The sequence below is a fragment of the Nostoc sp. DedQUE05 genome (assembly GCF_034530955.1).
Lineage (GTDB): Bacteria > Cyanobacteriota > Cyanobacteriia > Cyanobacteriales > Nostocaceae > Nostoc.
On the sequence record NZ_JAVRCB010000004.1, the window covers coordinates 163,314 to 181,483 of the forward strand.

Annotated in this window: 17 protein-coding genes; 8 read left to right on the plus strand and 9 right to left on the minus strand. The window is 41.8% G+C overall.

All coding sequences use genetic code 11. The features are described 5' to 3' along the window. The first annotated feature begins 110 nt into the window (after positions 1 to 110). Positions 111 to 890, plus strand: a complete 780-nt coding sequence (gene cobS, locus RMZ42_RS04785; protein WP_322670316.1) for an adenosylcobinamide-GDP ribazoletransferase — start codon at positions 111 to 113, stop codon at positions 888 to 890. Between the two features lie 66 nt (positions 891 to 956). Here cobS and RMZ42_RS04790 read toward each other — a convergent pair whose 3' ends face one another. From RMZ42_RS04790 to RMZ42_RS04805, 4 genes are all read right to left on the minus strand, one after another. Then, a complete protein-coding gene (locus RMZ42_RS04790) occupies positions 957 to 1,412 on the minus strand; it encodes a PPC domain-containing protein (RefSeq protein ID WP_322670317.1) in 456 nt (151 codons plus the stop codon). Positions 1,413 to 1,498: 86 nt separating this feature from the next. Beyond that, positions 1,499 to 2,176, minus strand: a complete 678-nt coding sequence (locus tag RMZ42_RS04795; RefSeq protein WP_322670318.1) for a ComF family protein — start codon at positions 2,174 to 2,176, stop codon at positions 1,499 to 1,501. A gap of 93 nt (positions 2,177 to 2,269) precedes the next feature. Then, entirely contained in the window at positions 2,270 to 2,761 is a 492-nt protein-coding gene (locus RMZ42_RS04800; RefSeq protein ID WP_322670368.1) for a GNAT family N-acetyltransferase, read from the minus strand. A gap of 569 nt (positions 2,762 to 3,330) precedes the next feature. Then, the gene (locus RMZ42_RS04805; protein ID WP_322670319.1) at positions 3,331 to 4,497 is read right to left on the minus strand and encodes an AI-2E family transporter; all 1,167 of its coding nucleotides are present in this window, start codon (positions 4,495 to 4,497) and stop codon (positions 3,331 to 3,333) included. Positions 4,498 to 4,771: 274 nt separating this feature from the next. On the opposite strand from RMZ42_RS04805, the gene RMZ42_RS04810 reads away from it, so the two are divergent. Beyond that, entirely contained in the window at positions 4,772 to 5,113 is a 342-nt protein-coding gene (locus RMZ42_RS04810) for a hypothetical protein (RefSeq protein ID WP_322670369.1), read from the plus strand. Between the two features lie 286 nt (positions 5,114 to 5,399). Continuing rightward, entirely contained in the window at positions 5,400 to 6,824 is a 1,425-nt protein-coding gene (locus RMZ42_RS04815; protein WP_322670320.1) for an LCP family protein, read from the plus strand. On the opposite strand, the gene RMZ42_RS04820 is transcribed toward RMZ42_RS04815, so the two are convergent. The 5 genes from RMZ42_RS04820 to RMZ42_RS04840 all read right to left on the minus strand — a co-directional run bounded on the left by RMZ42_RS04820 (position 6,796) and on the right by RMZ42_RS04840 (position 12,911). After that, on the minus strand, positions 6,796 to 7,890 hold the full coding sequence (locus RMZ42_RS04820; protein ID WP_322670321.1) for an anthranilate phosphoribosyltransferase family protein: 1,095 nt from the start codon (positions 7,888 to 7,890) through the stop codon (positions 6,796 to 6,798). The two genes, RMZ42_RS04815 and RMZ42_RS04820, sit on opposite strands and share 29 nt — an antisense overlap. 381 nt (positions 7,891 to 8,271) lie before the next feature. Beyond that, positions 8,272 to 8,913, minus strand: a complete 642-nt coding sequence (locus RMZ42_RS04825; protein WP_322670322.1) for an FHA domain-containing protein — start codon at positions 8,911 to 8,913, stop codon at positions 8,272 to 8,274. Next, on the minus strand, positions 8,891 to 11,029 hold the full coding sequence (locus tag RMZ42_RS04830) for a substrate-binding domain-containing protein (protein ID WP_322670323.1): 2,139 nt from the start codon (positions 11,027 to 11,029) through the stop codon (positions 8,891 to 8,893). Before RMZ42_RS04830 ends, RMZ42_RS04825 begins: the two co-directional genes overlap by 23 nt. Positions 11,030 to 11,072: 43 nt before the next feature. Then, positions 11,073 to 11,753, minus strand: coding sequence for a response regulator transcription factor (locus RMZ42_RS04835; RefSeq protein WP_322670324.1), 681 nt, complete (start codon positions 11,751 to 11,753; stop codon positions 11,073 to 11,075). 36 nt (positions 11,754 to 11,789) lie between these two features. After that, positions 11,790 to 12,911, minus strand: a complete 1,122-nt coding sequence (locus tag RMZ42_RS04840) for a HAMP domain-containing sensor histidine kinase (protein ID WP_322670325.1) — start codon at positions 12,909 to 12,911, stop codon at positions 11,790 to 11,792. 837 nt (positions 12,912 to 13,748) lie between these two features. Here RMZ42_RS04840 and RMZ42_RS04845 point away from each other — a divergent pair. From RMZ42_RS04845 to RMZ42_RS04865, 5 genes are all read left to right on the plus strand, one after another. After that, entirely contained in the window at positions 13,749 to 14,588 is an 840-nt protein-coding gene (locus tag RMZ42_RS04845) for a Pvc16 family protein (protein WP_322670326.1), read from the plus strand. A gap of 30 nt (positions 14,589 to 14,618) precedes the next feature. After that, the gene (locus RMZ42_RS04850; protein WP_322670327.1) at positions 14,619 to 16,280 is read left to right on the plus strand and encodes a phage tail sheath family protein; all 1,662 of its coding nucleotides are present in this window, start codon (positions 14,619 to 14,621) and stop codon (positions 16,278 to 16,280) included. Positions 16,281 to 16,436: 156 nt separating this feature from the next. Next, entirely contained in the window at positions 16,437 to 16,892 is a 456-nt protein-coding gene (locus RMZ42_RS04855) for a phage tail protein (RefSeq protein WP_094331970.1), read from the plus strand. Between the two features lie 215 nt (positions 16,893 to 17,107). Beyond that, positions 17,108 to 17,602, plus strand: a complete 495-nt coding sequence (locus RMZ42_RS04860; protein ID WP_322670328.1) for a phage tail protein — start codon at positions 17,108 to 17,110, stop codon at positions 17,600 to 17,602. An 11-nt stretch (positions 17,603 to 17,613) separates the two neighbouring features. Continuing rightward, positions 17,614 to 17,961, plus strand: a complete 348-nt coding sequence (locus tag RMZ42_RS04865) for a hypothetical protein (RefSeq protein WP_251959044.1) — start codon at positions 17,614 to 17,616, stop codon at positions 17,959 to 17,961. Positions 17,962 to 18,170 lie beyond the last annotated feature (209 nt).

An 18,170-nucleotide genomic window follows, 5' to 3' on the forward strand; every position in this document is an offset into this window, starting at 1 on the left:
GAATGTTTAATAGAAGTAAATCTTATTTAAAGTTTTAAAGTCTACTGATGTCGGTTCTACCGAAATTATGACTATTATCCAGCAATTTACCAAAAATTAATGTAATTCAGATGACGAAACAGCAACAGTGGTGGAAAAAGCTGCTGTTAAAGCTGGCGGCTAGTATTATATTTTACACAAGTATTCCGTTACCGTATTTGAACGGATTGGACTTTCAAAGAGTAGCACGTCTTGCTTCGCTTGTTGGAGTGATGATTGGGGGAATTTTAGGGTTTCTGGATACGGGGATGGATTATCTGGGGATGCCCGTGTTAACTCGTAGTGCTTTAGTAGTAAGTGTTTGGATTGCCATAACTGGAGGATTGCACTTAGATGGGGCAATGGATACTGCCGATGGTTTAGCAGTGGGCGACCGAGATCGGCGACTGGAGGTGATGGCAGATAGTGCTACAGGAGCCTTTGGAGCAATGGCTGCGATCGCCTTGATGCTACTGAAAATAACAGCTTTGACAGATATACCAGAAAACCGTTGGTTGTTGCTGATGGCTGCTTGTGGCTGGGGACGTTGGGGACAACAGCTAGCGATCGCCCGATACCCTTATCTGAAAGCAACTGGTAAAGGCGCATTTCACAAACAAGCCATTCGTTCTTACAAAGATTTGTTACCAGGATTATTATTGTTGTTTAGTTTGAGTGGTTTACTTTGGCTGATAAATAGACAGCAACTATTTCTCGCACTGGCAATGATAATTGCTGGAAGTGCGATCGCTACTTTAACTGGTGCATGGTTCAACCACAAATTAGGTGGACACACTGGAGATACTTACGGCGCAGTCGTTGAGTGGACTGAAGCCTTATTTCTCTGCGTACTGACTACTGTAGGAAGTTAGGAGTGAGGAGTCAAAAGTGAGGAGTTAAAAATCAAACTCCAAACTCCTAACTCCAAACTCCTAACTTTATTTAATCGGTTGCAACTTTGTCACTTTGAGTTTAAAAGCCCCAACTCCAGTTTCTCCAAAAGACCGGACACGAATCACATAATTCCCTGTCTCTACGATGCGAGTAAAGAGTAAGGAATTGCTACTCCCATCAGGGCCATCATCATTTTCTGCTAAAGTCGAACCATCAGGTGCCAGCAGTGTGATGATACTGTCAAAGTTTTCCGATGACAGGTCAACTGCTAAATTATCGCCCTTCTGCAACTTCACAGTGTAATCACGGGCAAACCCACCTTGACCTGTGGGAATATCTTTATCCGAAAGGCGATCGTCAATTTCAGTACTGTTGGATAAAGGAATTGGACTATACAATTTATTTTGAGCAAAAGCTGCACTAGTACTAATGCCTATTGCCAGCAATGTGGCAGGAATGATGACAAGTTGTTTTAAACCTGCCGCAAAAACTTTATTCATACATTTCAAGCAATTTTTCTACAAAAATAGGGTAATTAGGTCAATTTATGTACTTATCCGTCAAAGCTTGCCTATTGCTTCTTAATTTATCCGTCTTTGACGGCAGTGGCTACAGCTACTAATCCTAAGACCACAATTCCATACTGACGAAGTGTTTGCACAGCAGACCTGGCAGTAGCACCAGTAGTATAAATGTCGTCCACTAACAGCACTGGGACATTTGGAGGACGATGGCGAAATTCTTGCCCAATAGCAAAAGCTTGGTTCAAGTTTTTTTCTCGTTTAGATACCGACAAACCAAACTGCGCTTCAGTTTCTCGCACTCTTGCTAAACCGTTTAGTTTCAATTTTAATCCAGTTATTTCGCAGAAACTTTGTGCTATCAGTGCGGCTTGATTGTATTTACGTTGTTTTTGTTTGCTAGCGTGAAGTGGGATAGGAACTACTACAGGCTGGCTATCTCGCTTCGGTGAATTTAACAACCATGCTTCCCCTAACCATTGACCCAAAGGACGAGCTATTTGGGGTTGATTTTCATATTTCATCGCTGCGATCGCTCGTTTCACTGGCCCACCATATTCCCCCCAGCCAAACACTGGTATAGGCTCTTGCCATAGAGAAATCGGGTCTTTACGTTGACATTTTTGCAGTTGTCTGGTGCAGTTTTGACAGAATTCTTGGGAAGTTGCGCGTTGACATAGAGGGCAATGGGATTGAAGAAAAAGATTGAGTAAGCCTGTGAGATTTTTAATCCAAGCGTGCATTTAAAATTGTCCTTTGTCATTTGTCATTTGTCATTTATCGTTTGTCATTTGTCCTTTGTCGTTTGTTTTTAGCTAATGACTAATGACTAATGACTAATGACTATTGATCAATGACTTAACATACACGCGATCGCACCTTGTTGTTTCCACTCCTGTTGCTGGAGTGTAGCCATTGTTTTCATACAGCTTGACTGCTTCCACCAAAACACTGGCGGTTTCAATCCAAATTTGTTGAAAACCACGCTTTGCGATCGCTGCTTCTAGCTGTTGTAACAAATATTTCCCTAATCCTAAACCCCTAATGCTGGGTAAAAGATACATTTTGCGGATTTCTACAGCTTTTTCACCTCGGTGTATGGGGTAGTATGCTCCAGTACCTACTAACTGACTTTGGTGTTCAATTACCCAAAACTCTCCCCCAGTAGCTAAATAACATTCCTCAACTCGCAGCACATCTTGGTCAGCACCCTTGGGTTCCCAAGCCAGACCGTATTCTGATAATACATAACTGATGACTTCGGCGGCTCTTGTGCGATCGCTTTTCACCCAATCACGAATTAAAAAATCTTGATAATAGTTTTTCATTACCATTTGCTGGTCAAGTTTACCCAGAAAAATTTTCCGCATCTATATCCCAATTTACTCAGCAAATAGCAATTCTTGCAGAGTTCATTTCAAGCTGTAATCTCCAGGCGTGAATTATGTCCACAAATTCGGGAATTAATTCAGTCACGTTCCCAGGTGATTATTCAGGGAGATGGTATCGATCGGCAAGTGTAGAACCTAGCAATTTCACTCCTGCTGCAATTTAAAAGCACTTCTTGCAAAGTAGTTTCCTTTCCTAAATTCTAAATTAGATAATGATTCTGAAAGTTAGATTTATTTAAAAGCTTAAAAGCTATTTAGAATATTGAAGCGAAACACCAACTGGCATTCATTTCTTGTGGCAAAAGCTGACTTTTCACAGTATTTAGAAAATTTTGATATTAAACAATCGCTTGCAACAGAATTTAAGAAATAAGAGAGGTAAAGGGAAAAAGGTTAATAATAGTCTCTCACCATAGAAGCAATAGCTTTTTACCCTTTCCCTTGTCCCTTACCGTTCCTGATAAATAACTGATGATACACTTCCTGCTCCTTCCTGCCTTCTTGTATTAAGGCAATGTTGCTTCAGAAATGCTCAAAGTTTTGTTGTCGTCGGCTTTCGAGGACTCATTTCCTGGAACGGATGCAGTTATCTCCCCAATGGCGCTGTCGTTTGTCCCAGTACCAGGACGCAAGGCACTTAAAGCAGTCTTAATCACAACAGCTGTAGGTACTGCCACAATTACACCTAACAGTCCGCCAATTCTTGCCCCTGTTAAGACCGAAATTAAAATCCAAACTGGATTTAAACCGGTAAAACTGCCTAAAATTCGGGGGGCAATTAAGTTTTCGAGAATTTGCTGTACAATTACCGCTGCGATCAACACTCTCACACCCATTGAAAAATCTTGCAACGCTACCAACAGTGTAGTCAGGGCAATGCCTACAGAACCGCCAAAGGGAACGAGAGCCATCAGGCCAATAGTTAGTCCGAATAACAATCCAAACGGCACTTTCAGCCACAAAAAGGTAGGAATAAGGGCTGAAGCCATACAGGTAGATAAAATCAACTGGGTGATGAAGAAATTTTGGAAACTTAGGCGGACTGTTTTAGAGAAAGGCTCGCGAAATTTATTAGGTAGCCACTCCACTAAACTTTCCCAGAGTTCACCCCCATGCTGTAAAAGATAAAAAGTCAAAACCATCGTCAAGAGAATATCTAGCAGACTAGTAACTGTCAGTACAGCTAGATTTAAAACTTGTCCGGCGATCGCTTGTAATTGTCCTTTGACGCGATCGTTGATTTGCACTACCAGAGCATCGAGGTTAATCGGCAAGCCAAAAGTCTCAGCTTTTTCGTTTAATATCATTAACTGAGAGCGTCCAGAGTCGATCAGCTCTGGCAAACGAGCCACCAGTTGTTCAGCTTGGGTAAGAGCCAAGGGAAAAAGTGTCACACCCAACGCTAATAAAATCGATAAAGCCAAGAGAAATACTAAAATAGCAACTTGCTCTCTCTTAGCACCATGATGCTCCATCCAGCTCACGGGGTAGTTGAGCAGAAATGCTAGCACTGAGGCTCCGACTAAAATGACTATGAGAGAATGGAAATAATTGAAAAATACCGAAATTGCCCAACCATTGATAACTAGCAGCGGAGCAAATAGCGCGATCGCCCCGATTCGCGCTATTGGAGTAAATGTTTGCCACCAGTCGAGTAGCTTACGTGTCTGCATTTTGAGCTGATTGCGGAATAGAACTAAATGAAATTTTTCCTTACAGCTTATTATCTCTAACTATATGAATCTTATTCATCCTTCTAGTTTAGGAGTTAGATTAACCCCAATGAAGAATTTTGAACCGAAAGACAATAGGGACTGGGGACTGGGGACTGGGGACTGGGGACTGGGGGAAGAAGAGGGACAAGGAGGACAAGGAAGAATTATTCCAGAAGTCTCTTTTTTGTCTTCTTCCAATTCCCAATCCCCAGTACCCAATCCCCAGTACCCAATGCCTAAAACACAGTTGCTTTTACATTTAGTTCCGATCGTCGGCTTTTTTCCATCCTTGTGGACGCTCTATCGAGGCCAGGGTAATCGGGAACAACTTGCTATTAGTCGTCTGTCTATTACTTTGGCACTTACTTGGTTGTTGAGTTATTTATTATTGGCTACCGGGGTAGCAACTTCAGATTTTTTTCCGCTACGTCTATTTATCCTCAATAGCTTTCTCACGTCAGGTTACTTTTTAGTAAGTATTTGGTTGATTTTGCGCCTAATGCAGGGCAGATCTAGTCGTTTACCAGGGTTTAGTAATTTAGCTGAACGAGTGCTTGGCAAGTATTTATCTTAATTTTTTAAGGCGATAAATTGTCGGTGTTTTTACTGAATTTTGGAAAATTTCTGGCTGATTTCTTTATATATCTAGTCAAATCCAGTTTATTATTGCCATACTTCAGTAAAACATCTCCAGGTTGTCCCAAAAAAAGAATAAATGCTGCTATAAGTGTTGTGGTTGACACTACATTAAAAAAGTTAGCACCGATAATTAAGAGTTAGCTATTATGGGTTAATTTGTTTGGGTGTTTTTAGTCTGCAAAATTACTGAATTTGATTAGTGAGTAAGTGTGAGGAAGTCTGTGACCATTCAAAGAAGTTCGGCGGAAGAAAACCAGTCGGGAAAAGCCTCAAAATCCAATAAAAAAATTCCCCAAAGCTCAACATCAGGGCGGTGGCTGTGGTTTTGGGTAGGTATGGGTGGTATTGCGATGGTATCAGCAACTGCGGGGGCGCTTTTAGCAGTGTCTTTGACGAGTACGCCTTTGCAACAAGCGCAGCTAACTCCAAAGGATGAGGCGGCCTTTGATAGCGATCGCATTTCTGGAGGTGTGCTGCGATTTTCAGAATTAACTCGTCCAGTGAATCTTTTGGTGATGGGAATGAGCGTACTTCCCCCAGATATCCAAAACCCTCCTGAAGATACCAAAAATCTCAAATACCTGCCCCAAGTCAACTCTTTTGATGGTCTTTCTGATGTGATGCTCTTGGTCAAATTCGATCCAGAGACGAAAAAAATAAATATGCTCTCCATTCCCAGAGATACCCGCACGGAAATAGAGGGGTATGGAGTGAAAAAAATTAATGCTGCCAATGTTGACGGTGGGCCAGCTTTGACTGCCAGAACTGTTAGTAATCTCTTAGGAGGAGCAGGAATCGATCGCTATGTCCGAATTAACGTTTTGGGAGTTGCCAAGCTAATTGATGCTTTGGGTGGCGTGACTGTCTACGTTCCTAAAGATATGAAATATCAAGATGATTCTCAGCATTTGTACATCAATTTGAAGGCTGGTAAGCAGCACCTCAATGGCGAGCAAACATTGCAATTACTGCGTTTTCGCCATGACGAACTCGGTGATATTGGTCGGATTCAGCGCCAGCAAATGGTCATGCGTGCTTTGATGGAGCAAACACTCAACCCGGCTACTGTTGCTCAATTACCGAAAGTTCTTGATGTCGTGAAAGACCACATTGATACTAACTTGACGGTTGAAGAGTTAGTAGCGCTAATGGGTTTTGGGGTGCGGACAAATCGCTCTAATATGCAAATGTTAATGCTGCCAGGTCGCTTTAGCGAAAAGAATGAGTTTGATGCTAGCTATTGGTTGCCCAACAAAGATGGAATTGCGAAACTGATGGCTCAACACTTTGGTTTGGAGTCAGAACAGGAACAGCTGGCAACTACAACTAACCCCCGCTCTTTGCGTGTAGCAATTCAAGATAGTACAGGTGGCGATCGCTCTAACCTGCAACCGTTAATTAGAGCCTTAGAAAAATCTGGATATCGCAATATCTATGTGGCCAAGGCATGGGGCGAACCTCTAGATGTAACTCATATTGTCGCCCAACAGGGAGATGGTGACAGTGCCGAGTCAATTCGCGGCACTTTGGGATTTGGAGAAGTGCGGGTGGAAAGCACTGGCAACCTTGCATCGGATATCAGTATCCAAGTAGGTAAAGATTGGTTGGAACAAAAATCTATTTTGGAGAAGTCGTTGACACCCTAAAGGGTACATCTGCTGATACTGAATTTATTACCTGGCTCAGTTCTTGGAGTTTAGCTGCTACTGCACCATTGGTTAATAATTCTTCTGCTTTAGCTAAACCCTCTGCCATATCTGAACAAATACCACTGCGCCATAGATAAAATCCGCCATTCCACAAGGCTGTTTGCATCAATTCACCTGGTTTACCTGCCAAAACCTCTTGAATATCCGCCACCAGTTCTTCAGTAGTTCCAAGGGGTACGTTCTTGGTAGTAAAGCCGTAATCGCGCGGTACGAGGTGCAATCGTTCTACCTCTTGGGGTGCTACGGATGAAGATAAGCTGATGATTGCAGTGCGATCGCGCGGTAAGTCGCAACTACCTTCCAATCCTTTGACTAATGTAAATTTTGTCACTCCTCGCAGTCCTAAAGCTATCTGAAACATCCCTTCTGTCGGTGGATGGACAAACCCAGCAATTACGTGAACATCCCCAGCATAAGGACACCAAATTAGCTCCATTGTCGCCAACGGCGGACGTTTGCCAAGTTGGTCGCGGTACTCCCAAAGACTTGTAGTTAAGGGAAAATGCTGAGGTAGATAAATAAAGCCGATTCCCGTTTGCTCAAACACTTGTTGAGTTTGGGCTATGGGTAAAGTAGTCCAATCGACTCCTAAACCCTGCCAAATATTTATCAGGGGTAAGCCATACTTCGTGGGTAGGCGATCGCCACCATGCATTACCACTGGTTGTCCCACTGCGGCGAGTAGTAAAGCTGTGACGGGACTAATTGGTGCTGTACGTGTCCTACCATCATAAGGGATGCCAAGAGCGATCGCTGGTCGCCCAGAGGCTATGGGTTGCAGTTTTGGCCCCAGTTCCTCATAAGCATCCAACATTCCGGCTAACTCTTCTCCCGTAGGACGCTTGATTCGGTGAGCAATCAAAAAGGCTCCAATTTGGGCTGGTGTCGCTTCACCCAGCAGCATCATTTTAGTAGCGGTGGCTGCTTCAATACGAGTTAAATTCTTAGATGTGTGGTTTCCACTGCCTACTTTTTGCAGAAATTCCCGAAATACATTGCTCATTTTTCCTTTGTCCTTCGTCCTTTGTCCACTGTCATTTGTCCATTGTCCGTGAATAACCGAAAATGGCTAATGACCGAATTATGGATTTACAGCAGTTTTCATGTATTTAGACCACAATTATGAGACCTAACCCCCAGCCCCTTCCCTACTAAGCGTTGGGGAGAAAATCAAAGCCTCTCTCCTTTTAGGAGAGAGGAATGGAAGTGAGGTCTATTTGTGGTTCATTTACCTGAAAATCGCTGTAAGAAGGTAAAAATGAGTCGTCAACAGCAGGTTTACTAAATTATTTAGCCCAAAAGTTTGTCTACCTTTAACAAAGGGCTTAAGCTTGTTGTTAAGCCCCAAGTCTTATTAATTTAAAGTTATAAATTCAGCTTTCTACTACACAACATATACAGTGAAATTAACTAGATTATCCTGACCAAATCGCAGGGAATCGCCGTTCAGTAGGCGATACTGCATACCGGGAGTCAAAGGATTGTTGTTTAAATAAATACCATTTGTACTCATATCAACAATCATGTAGGAATTTTGCGACCAGTCCCAATCGACTCGCGCATGACGACGTGAGACTATTCCCTCACTGGGAATGCCGGTCAAGTCAATTTCTGGCGGCGCTATTCCTGGACTCTGACTGCGGCGACCAATATAACCTCCTTCCCCAATGAGGTGAAATTCTCTGCCAGTGCTATGAATCAGCTTTAAGGCTGGCGCTCTTTGCGGTGGAGGGGTATAAACAGGTGGTGTTGGTTGATAGGAAACTCGTGGCTGATAGACTGTTGAATAATCAATTGGGGCTTGTTGGGGAGCTTGGTAGTTAGGTTGGTCTGTAGGCGGCCGCTGATACTGAACAGGTGGTTGACTAGGCTGTTGTTGAATAGGTGGAGGTTGACTAGGTGGTTGTGGTGTAGAAGAAACTACATTACCCACAGGGGTCGAACACCAGGGACAAACCTTAGCATTGTTCGGCAGGGCGCGGTTAAAATATTCGCAACTAGGATTAGGGCACCGATTTGCAGGCATAAGACTTTATATCATCAGGCATAGGTTGTAAAGCTACAAGACCTACTTTACTAAGTAAACACTGACCCTGACGAGTAGTTAGCATCTGGGCAAATGTAGAACCACCAGGTAGGCGATTGCTGTCTTTAGGGTACACCACAAAAATAGGGTATCCCAAGGGGTAGCTTTGGAAAGTTGTGACATCAACATAATAATCATCATGTTGACACAAATCATCTGAGGGATTAATTGAGCGGCGATCGCGCTTTTGAAACAGAGGTTGAATAGCGGACTTTTTAGCATCTGCGATCGCTAAAGGATAGCCAGTACACTGACTCGAAGTTTTACTGATAATCCCAAAACTGATAATACCAGTAGTTCGCCCATCTAAAGTTTCACTGCGTATCAGGTTTTGGGTTTTTGTTGTATCAAGTTTAGTAACTTTGGCTGCAAATAAAGCTTCGTCTTGAGGGGCATTTTGCAGAACTATTTGTTGAAATTTACTGATTGCTTCCGGTTCAGTTGGGGCAAAAGGTTTCACAGGCAGATTTGGAAGTTTAGGATTAATCTGCTGCCAATTAGTAATTTTACCTGTGTAAATTTGACGCAATTGCTCAAGATTGATTTGTCCCCCAAGAGCATTGGCAAGATTTGAGTCTCTTTTATTAAATGCGACAAAAACAAGTAAACCATCATAGGCTACTGGTTTTTTCGCAAGTTTATCTGTAATATTGTCTACCAAACTAGTAACGGCAAAATCTTTCTTGTTTGTTTGAACTTCTTCGATACTTTTAATCGGATTATTTATATTTGATGACAAAACAGATTTATAGTCAAATGTTGCTGTTGCATCTGGCTTTGGTCTGGTCAATAAATCTCCTAAACGGCTGTTGTCCACTAATTGCGTTAAAACAAAACTCCATGTACTATCTTTTTCTCCTGTATAAGTAAATTGTCCAGAAGGAACGTTAGGGACTTCGGAAAAATTCCGCACAAGTCTAGACCATTGGATATATTGATTAGGATTATCTGTCTTCCTACCCCAAAGCCAATACCAAATTCCCCCGCCAAGTAGTAATAGAAATAGGATTAATAACAAAAATAAGGGCATTGGCAAAGGCTTTTTTAGTTCTTGAGAACCTGGCGATCGCACTGAATTTGAATTTTTAGCACGATCTTCTTGAGGAAGTTCTAGTAGTGCTTTACGAGCCGCTTCTGCACTTTCAAAGGGAGTTTCCAGCCCAATCAAACGATAAATAAACTGCTTTAAATAGCTATCAGTATCCGGCCATTGTTGATGATCTCTAGGATTGAGAGGCTGGTTAGATGAAAAATTAGTTGTCCGCCCTACCCATAAATAAAAGGCTAATAATCCTAATGATTCTAAATCTTGCTCAGGTCTGGCGACAGCAGGTTGAGGAATAATTGGGGGAATAAATAAGTTTTCCCAGATAGCTAAATCACAAAAATATATAGAAAATTTTTGATTATTTTCTACTTTAATTAAAGTACTATCTAAATTGATATTACCGTGAGTAATACCCAGTTGTGTTTGATTGGAGGGAAAACGTAGCTTTTGAGTGTGGAGAAACTGGAGAGTTTGTAAACCTTGATTTAAGACTTCACGCACCTCAAGAGATGTCATTGCTCCCTTTTCTATGAGATATTTACCTAAAGTTTGGGATGACTCTATGCCTTGAGTAATAAGATAGCAGCGTTCTCCTTTTTCATCTGCGATCGCTTCTTTAGTTTCCACCAGACGGAAGTTTTGAATTCGACTATCGGCTAAACTTACCCCACCCACTCGTTTAAAAGTCTCTTTCCGCTTTTGAGTCTCACTTTCATTAAAAGAACGATTGGGGAGCAGGTATTCTTTGATGATTACAGGTTGTTTGTCTTTAAGTTGAACACCTGAGTATAAGCGGCCTAAACCCCGCACGCCGACAAAACTAGTTATTTGATAAGTTCCCTGACTTCCTTTAATCTCACCCTCCTGTGGTAAAGTCGCTGGAAAACCACATTCCAAGCAAAACTTAGCACCCTTGATTTGCTGCGCCGTTTGAAAGGGGCGATCGCAACTTAAGGGAGAATTGTACGAACAGGGGTATTCTTGATAAAAAGATTCAAATGAAGCCATATACAAAAAGTTTCGTGAATTGCGCCGACTACTTCAGTCGCGCTCAAGCATGAACTAATCCTAGCTTGAGGGCAGTCACAATCGCTTGAGTCCGGCTACTAACCTTCAATTTTTCAAAAATACTGGTGAGATGCGCCTTAACAGTAGCAACTGTTACATATAAATGTTTAGCGATTTCTTCATTAGAAGCACCTTGAGTTAACCAATATAAAACCTCTTGCTCTCTTTCAGTTAAATGCACCTCATGACATGCTTTTACACAAGAATCTGAATAAGCTTGAAAAAACCGGAAAAATCGACTAGCAACTTCTGAAGGTAGATAAATTTCTGACCTAGTTACAGTGTCAATAGCTTCACATAATTGGGTTGCCACACGATTTTTAAACACATAACCTGCGGCTCCTCCCTGCATCGCTCTAAAAATCCAGTCGTCTTCTTGATGAGCCGACAATACTAAAACTTTGCCACTGTAAGCAGCTTCTTTAAGACGTGCCAGAACTGTAATTCCATCACATCCTTTCAATTGCATATCCAGCAAAATTAAATCTGGACACTTCTGAGTTGTAAACTTTAAAACCTGCTCAACAGAATCTGCATCACCAATAACTTCTACAGGTAACGCAGAATTAATACTATAAAAATTTAGGAGAGTACGTAACCCTTGACGAAAGCGTTCTTCGTCATCTACGAGTAAAACCGAAAGTTTATTATTATCATTAGCCATATCTTTAATTACGAATTACGAATTACGAATTATAAATTAATTTACGCTCCTTGAACGAGGTAAAATCATTGAAAATTGTGCCCCACTTCCTGATAAAACTTGTGCCCAAATGCTTCCTTGATGATCCAAAATGATTTTTTTAGCAATAGTTAAACCCAGTCCTGTGCCTCCTTTGCGTCGAGAATAAAATGGGGTAAATATTTTTTGTAAGTCTTCTTGAGACAATCCTGGCCCTTGATCGGAGATTTTAATTAAAACTTCATCTTGAAAAATTTGCCAGCTACAGGTAATAGTTCCTGAATGAGGGCTGAAATGAACGGCATTACTGAGGATATTATCAAAAACTTGTTTCATTTGTAATTTGTCTATCTTCAGTATTGTCGATGTATCGGGAATTAATATTTTAAGTTTTTTCTGATTAATTAGAGGTTGTAAATTTGTGATACTTTCAACCACTAAACTTCTTAAATCTTGAAGTTTTACTCTTAATTTTGCACTTTGACCGCAATCAATCAATTCATTTAAATTAGTATCTAAATCTTGTATACTTTCGCCGATGATTGTTGCTTGCTCTTGCCAAGGGCTATCCTCTAAACCTAAGCATAAATTATGTGCATACAATCCTATAAGTCCTAAAGAGTTACGCAATTGATGACCGACTCTATGTAAGATATCTTCTAAAAGTTGAATTTCAGTTTTTTGTCTGCCATAGTCCAAGGAAATATCTACATACTTACTCAGCAGCATAGCAGAGCGTTTTACATATAGTTGTAAACTCGACGAGAGAGGTTCATGAGTAATGATTTGAATATATTCAGTTTTCTGATTTTTATAGGATATGGGGCAAATGTAAGAAATAGATAAAAAGTCCTTAAGCTGAAATTCCTGTAAAGTCAAAACAGGCGGAAAATCTGTAAGCCATGCTTCCGAACGCAAATAAGCTAAAGTTTTTGGAGAAAAAGGAGTTTGGTCTTGACCATAATTTATAACTTCTTGATTAGTTCTCAATAATGGATCGTGATAGACAATCCGAGCAAATAAAATTGGATATTGACTAGTTAATTGCTCAGACTCAAGCTGACAAAAGCTTTGGATGTCTGAGGAATTCAAATAATTAGAGCCATTGTCTAGTTTTTGTACAGAAAAGCCTAGTGTCATAGCTTCACTCGCTTTTTGCAACCAAATGTTTTTACTCTTCTGCTGATCAGTATAAAATTATGCAGTCTCAGCAATGTTTATTTTTTTGTTAAGTTATCTTTTGGGATAATTCATCCAAATAATTATTAAGGTTTGTATTTACACGTGTATCAAACTAACTTTGCTGTGTAAAGAAGTTTGTAGTAAAAACTTTAGTCCTGATGTTAAGCACTGAAATGCTTACTACTTACCTAAGCTTTCGTTAGCTTAATAGACTACTTAGGATGTCTTTTCAGCCATTAGTCTCAAGTTAAGATGAAATCACTGGGGTCAATTAGTATAGCTAGGGACACTTCGGCAAGCTCAGTGCATCGCTGGGGACTGGATGAAAAGTCTTTTTGTCTTTAGGTTTTATCCTCCTCAAATTAAAATTGAACAAAAATAATAATCGGCTGCCTGAATTCAATAAACGGCTGCCCGAATTCAATTAACGGCTGCCCGAATTCAATAAACAACACCCCAAATTCGATGAACGACTGCCCGAATTCAATAAACAACTGCCCGAATTCGATGAACGACTGCCCGAATTCAATAAACAACTGCCCGAATTCGATGAATATACCTTTGACATTTGGGCTAACTTGACACCAATGCTTTTCAACCCACCCACAAGAAAAAATGTATGTAGTGCGTCCAATTAAAAACTGCTCCAGATTAATCTACAAACTGAAGTTGCGACTTTACGGATTCTTGACCCAATACCCGATTTAAAAAATATCGACAAAAGTCTAATTAACTTTAGAAGCCCGATACATATACTGTAGATGCATCTGGATTAGCTACCAGCAGCACACCTTCATGCTTATCTTCGTTCTTCAAACTTTAGCCGAAATTCTCGCTGGAGGAACCTCACTTACCAGTACAGAGCAAATTGACTTTAGCCATCCTGGTAATCGTAGGGAAGAGGGAGCAGGTCCGACTCTCAATTTATATATTTTTGATATACGTGAGAGTAAGCAGGTGCAACATTCTGGTAGGCAAGTAGAACGCAAGCTAACACGCGCTCTACAACCTGCTACTGTAAATTGGGCACCCGCTTGGTTTGATGTTTCGCTGCTATTAACAGCCTGGGATAGAACAGCTTTAGGTGAGCATCACTTTATTAGTGAGGCGTTGACTGTGCTGTTGCGCCATCGCACCTTGGAAGAGGAGTTTTTGGTTCCTGAATTGCGGGGCTATGGTAATTTGAACATGACAGTTGCCTTAGAGCCGCCAGTTGAGATTGGCTCTTTGTGGAGCGCTCTCAATGTGCCATTGCGTTCAGCCTTATATTTGACAGTTACAATACCCTTCGAGCCACAACCTACTCCAGTACCTTTGGTTTGGGAGCGAATTTTCAATTTGCGAAATCAATTGTCTCGCGATAGTGACAGTCTAGTATTAACCAGGCGAGTTGCGATCGCAGGTATTGTCAAAAGTGCGGTGACAAATCTGCCGTTGGTAGCGACAGAAGTGGCTGTGAGGGGAACTGAAAAATCCATATTAACCACTAAAGAAGGGCTGTTCTTTTTTGAAGACCTTCATTTAGGTAATTATGTTTTGACTCTGAATCATCCGGGCTATCTACCTCAAAACGTCAATGCATTGGTAGATAACCAAAGTAATACTTTCAAAGAAATATTTCTAACTCCTGAATAATTAGATTTTTACTGACTTGGAGAGACTTTCATGGCTAGACTTGATTACTTTGCTCCTGGTGTTTACATCGAAGAAATTGACCGGGGTAGCCGACCAATTGAAGGTGTTAGCACAGCAGTTGCCGGATTTGTAGGCTTTACAGAAGACGTTCGCGGTGGGGCTGAATTATATAAGCCCATGCTAGTAACCACTTGGACGCAATACTTAAACTACTTTGCCCGTCTCAACTCTGATGGCTTCACCGACTTCAACGCCTATTTACCCTTTTCAGTCTACGGCTACTTTATGAATGGTGGCGGTCGCTGCTGGGTAACAAGCATTGGGACTCAGTTACCAAACGCACCCAGACCCGCAACTCCAGAACCGGCTACCCTCAGAATCAACTCTAGAGGTAATCGTCCAGCCCTCCGCTTTACTTTGCGTGCTGAACAAGCATCAGGCGGATTAGTAAATCTTGTAATTATTGATGGTTCACCCCGCCCTCTACCTGAAGGTACTGAAGGAGAAGCGCCTCCAAATACGGGCGAGTATTTTACCATCCAAATTCGTCGGGGAGATGAGCTTCTAGAGGAATACGAGAACTTGACAATGAACCGCGAACCTGCTGCTCAAGCAGCGACTTATGCGGTGACGGCATTAAGAAATTCGATGTACATCACCGTAGAAGACATAACTCAAAGCGGACAGCCTTTAGCTCGTCGTCCGGTCAATGGTCAATATGAACTAGCGCCACCCATTGTTGCTGCCACACCCGATAGATTTTCGCAAAATTTAGAAGGGGTTCGAGACGATCGCACCGGGGTACGCGGTATCTTTGAAGTTGATGAAATCACAATGCTGGCCTGTCCTGATGTGATGCGGGCTTATCAAGAGCAGATACTTAATTTAGATCAAGTCCACGGCATCATCGAACTGATGATTAGTATGTGCGAGGGTTCTGCCAGTGGCGATATTCCCAATCCGCCCAACCGCATGGTTGTACTTGATGCGCCACCGGATGCCGTCAAACCGCAGCAAGTAGTGGAATGGTTGAATAGATTTAACCGTCGTTCGATGTTTGCAGCCCTTTATTATCCTTGGATTAAAGTACCTAATCCACGCGATCGCGGTAATCCAATTTTAGTACCTCCTTGTGGTCATGTGATGGGTGTTTGGGCCCGCACCGACGAAACCAGAGGAGTTTACAAAGCCCCTGCAAATGAAGTTCCCAGAGGCGTAATTGGTTTGGGCTATGACACAAACTTCCGCGAACAAGAACTATTAAATCCCTTGGGGATAAATTGTATTCGCAGCTTCCCCAATCGAGGTATCCGCATTTGGGGCGCACGCACTTTAGTTGAGCCAGATAAAACAGAGTGGCGTTACATCAGCGTGCGTAGATTAATTAGCTATATCGAAAAATCCCTAGAACTGGGGACTCAGTGGGTAGTTTTTGAACCGAACGACCAAGATTTATGGGCGCGTGTCACCCGCACCGTCAGTAACTTCTTAGAACGTATCTGGCGTGAAGGTGCTTTATTTGGTGCATCTCCAGCCCAAGCATTCTATGTCAAGTGCGACGAAGAATTGAACCCACCAGAAACCAGAATTTTAGGACGTTTATATATTGAAGTCGGTGTTTGCCCCGTCAGACCGGCTGAATTTGTTGTTTTCCGCATCAGCCAATGGAATGGCATTGAAGATAGCGAATAGGACAATTCAATTTTGGATTTTGGATTGCGGATAGCGCAGCGTTAGCGAGTCTGCGAGCGTCTTTTGGATTAAATTTTAATCTAAAATCCAAAATCTAAAATCTAAAATTCTTGTTCCCCATTTCAAAATTAATTACACACAAAGGAGTCTAAAAGTATGGCAGGCGAATTTTTAACCTCTTGTAAGTTTTACTTCGAGGCTGACGGAATTACTGATAAATTTATCAAAGAAATTAGCGGACTAGGCGTTGAAAATACACCAGCGCAAGAAGTTCACGGTTCATCTAAAGGCGCTAAACTAATGCGTCAAGCTACACCAACTGTTGTTAAATTTACCAACATTACAGTAAAAGTCATCGCCACTGATGATATAGACCTGTATAAATGGTATCAAGACTGTAACGAAGACATGGGAGACCCTCGGAAGTGGGCACAGAATCGTAAGACTGGCTCGGTAGTTGCTTACGACCAACAAGGCTCAGAAAAAGCACGGTGGAACATTGTCAATTGCTATCCCTGTAAATACACTGGGCCTACCTTAACAGCCTCTGGTGGTGATATGGCAAATGAGACTGTTGAATTGGTTCACGAAGGAATTAAACGAATCAAATAATTAGCTTATGCAGTAATTAAGGTTTGGGAGTTTAAGTTGCATAGCCTCTACAGGCAGAACGCTTTGTGTCGGAGTCTGTTTTGTAAAGTTGCTCCTCTTGGGGAGACCCCATCGCTTTTAGCGTCTCCCCTTGGGAGAAGACCGCACTTTGCGCTAAATCTCCGTCACAAAACGTAATTACGAATTACGAATTACGAATTACGAATTATTTAACAGTGGTACAATCCGCAAGCCGAATTCCAGAAGTTTTGACAGCCCATCGGTTCTATTTAGAACTGACACTAGAAGGTCAAAACGATGCCAATTGTTTCTTTTTGGAGTGTCAAGGCTTTAAAAGAACACAAGAAGTTATTGAAATTACTGAAGTCACTTCTCAAACCTGGGGTACAAAAGGGCAATCAAAAGGTCAGGTAGTAAGAACCAAGCTTCCTAGCAATTCCAAGAGTGGTAATCTCATTCTGCGTAGAGGTACCACTAACTCTATGGATTTTTGGAAGTGGTTTGAAAAAGTCCAACAGGGTAATTGGTCACAGCAACGTAGACTTGTTGCTTTGTCTATTTATAATCAGGCAAATCAAGAAGTAGCTAGATTTGAATTAGCCGGTGCTTGGCCTGCAAGTTACAAGATTGCCGATGTCAACGCCCGCAGCCATGACATCGAAATTGAGGAGGTGGAGGTTGCTTTTGAGGAATTTAAACGCGTGAAATAATTAGGAGAATTATGTTTCCCACAGAGTTTGAATTTACACTGCCAAAGGGGTATCTAGACTCTGAAGGCAACCTCCATCGCAAAGGTGTAATGCGGTTATCAACGGCGATAGACGAAATTGCACCCTTGCGTGACCCACGTGTTAAAGCAAATCCCGTTTATGCCACAATTATTATCTTGTCGCGAGTGATTACCCACTTGGGTGCTTTATCAGAGGTTACTCCTGCAATCGTGGAAAACTTTTTTTCCCAAGATTTAAATTATCTCCAAGATTTTTACCGTCGAATCAATGGCTTGGAAGGCGAAACTTCCATACCAGAAGATACAGTAAATTCTCCCGAAGCACTTCTTCATAATTGAATTGAGCATGGGGCATGGGGCATGGGGCATTGGGAGTGGGGAGCAGGGGGCAGGGGGAAAAGTTCCAAGCTACGTCTGCAAGTATCAAAGGCTCATTAAAGGAGTTCAAAGACTCATTAATGAGTATCAAAGGCTCATTAAAGGAGTTCAAAGCCTCATTAATGAGTATCAAAGGCTCATTAAAGGAGTTCAAAGACTCATTAATGAGT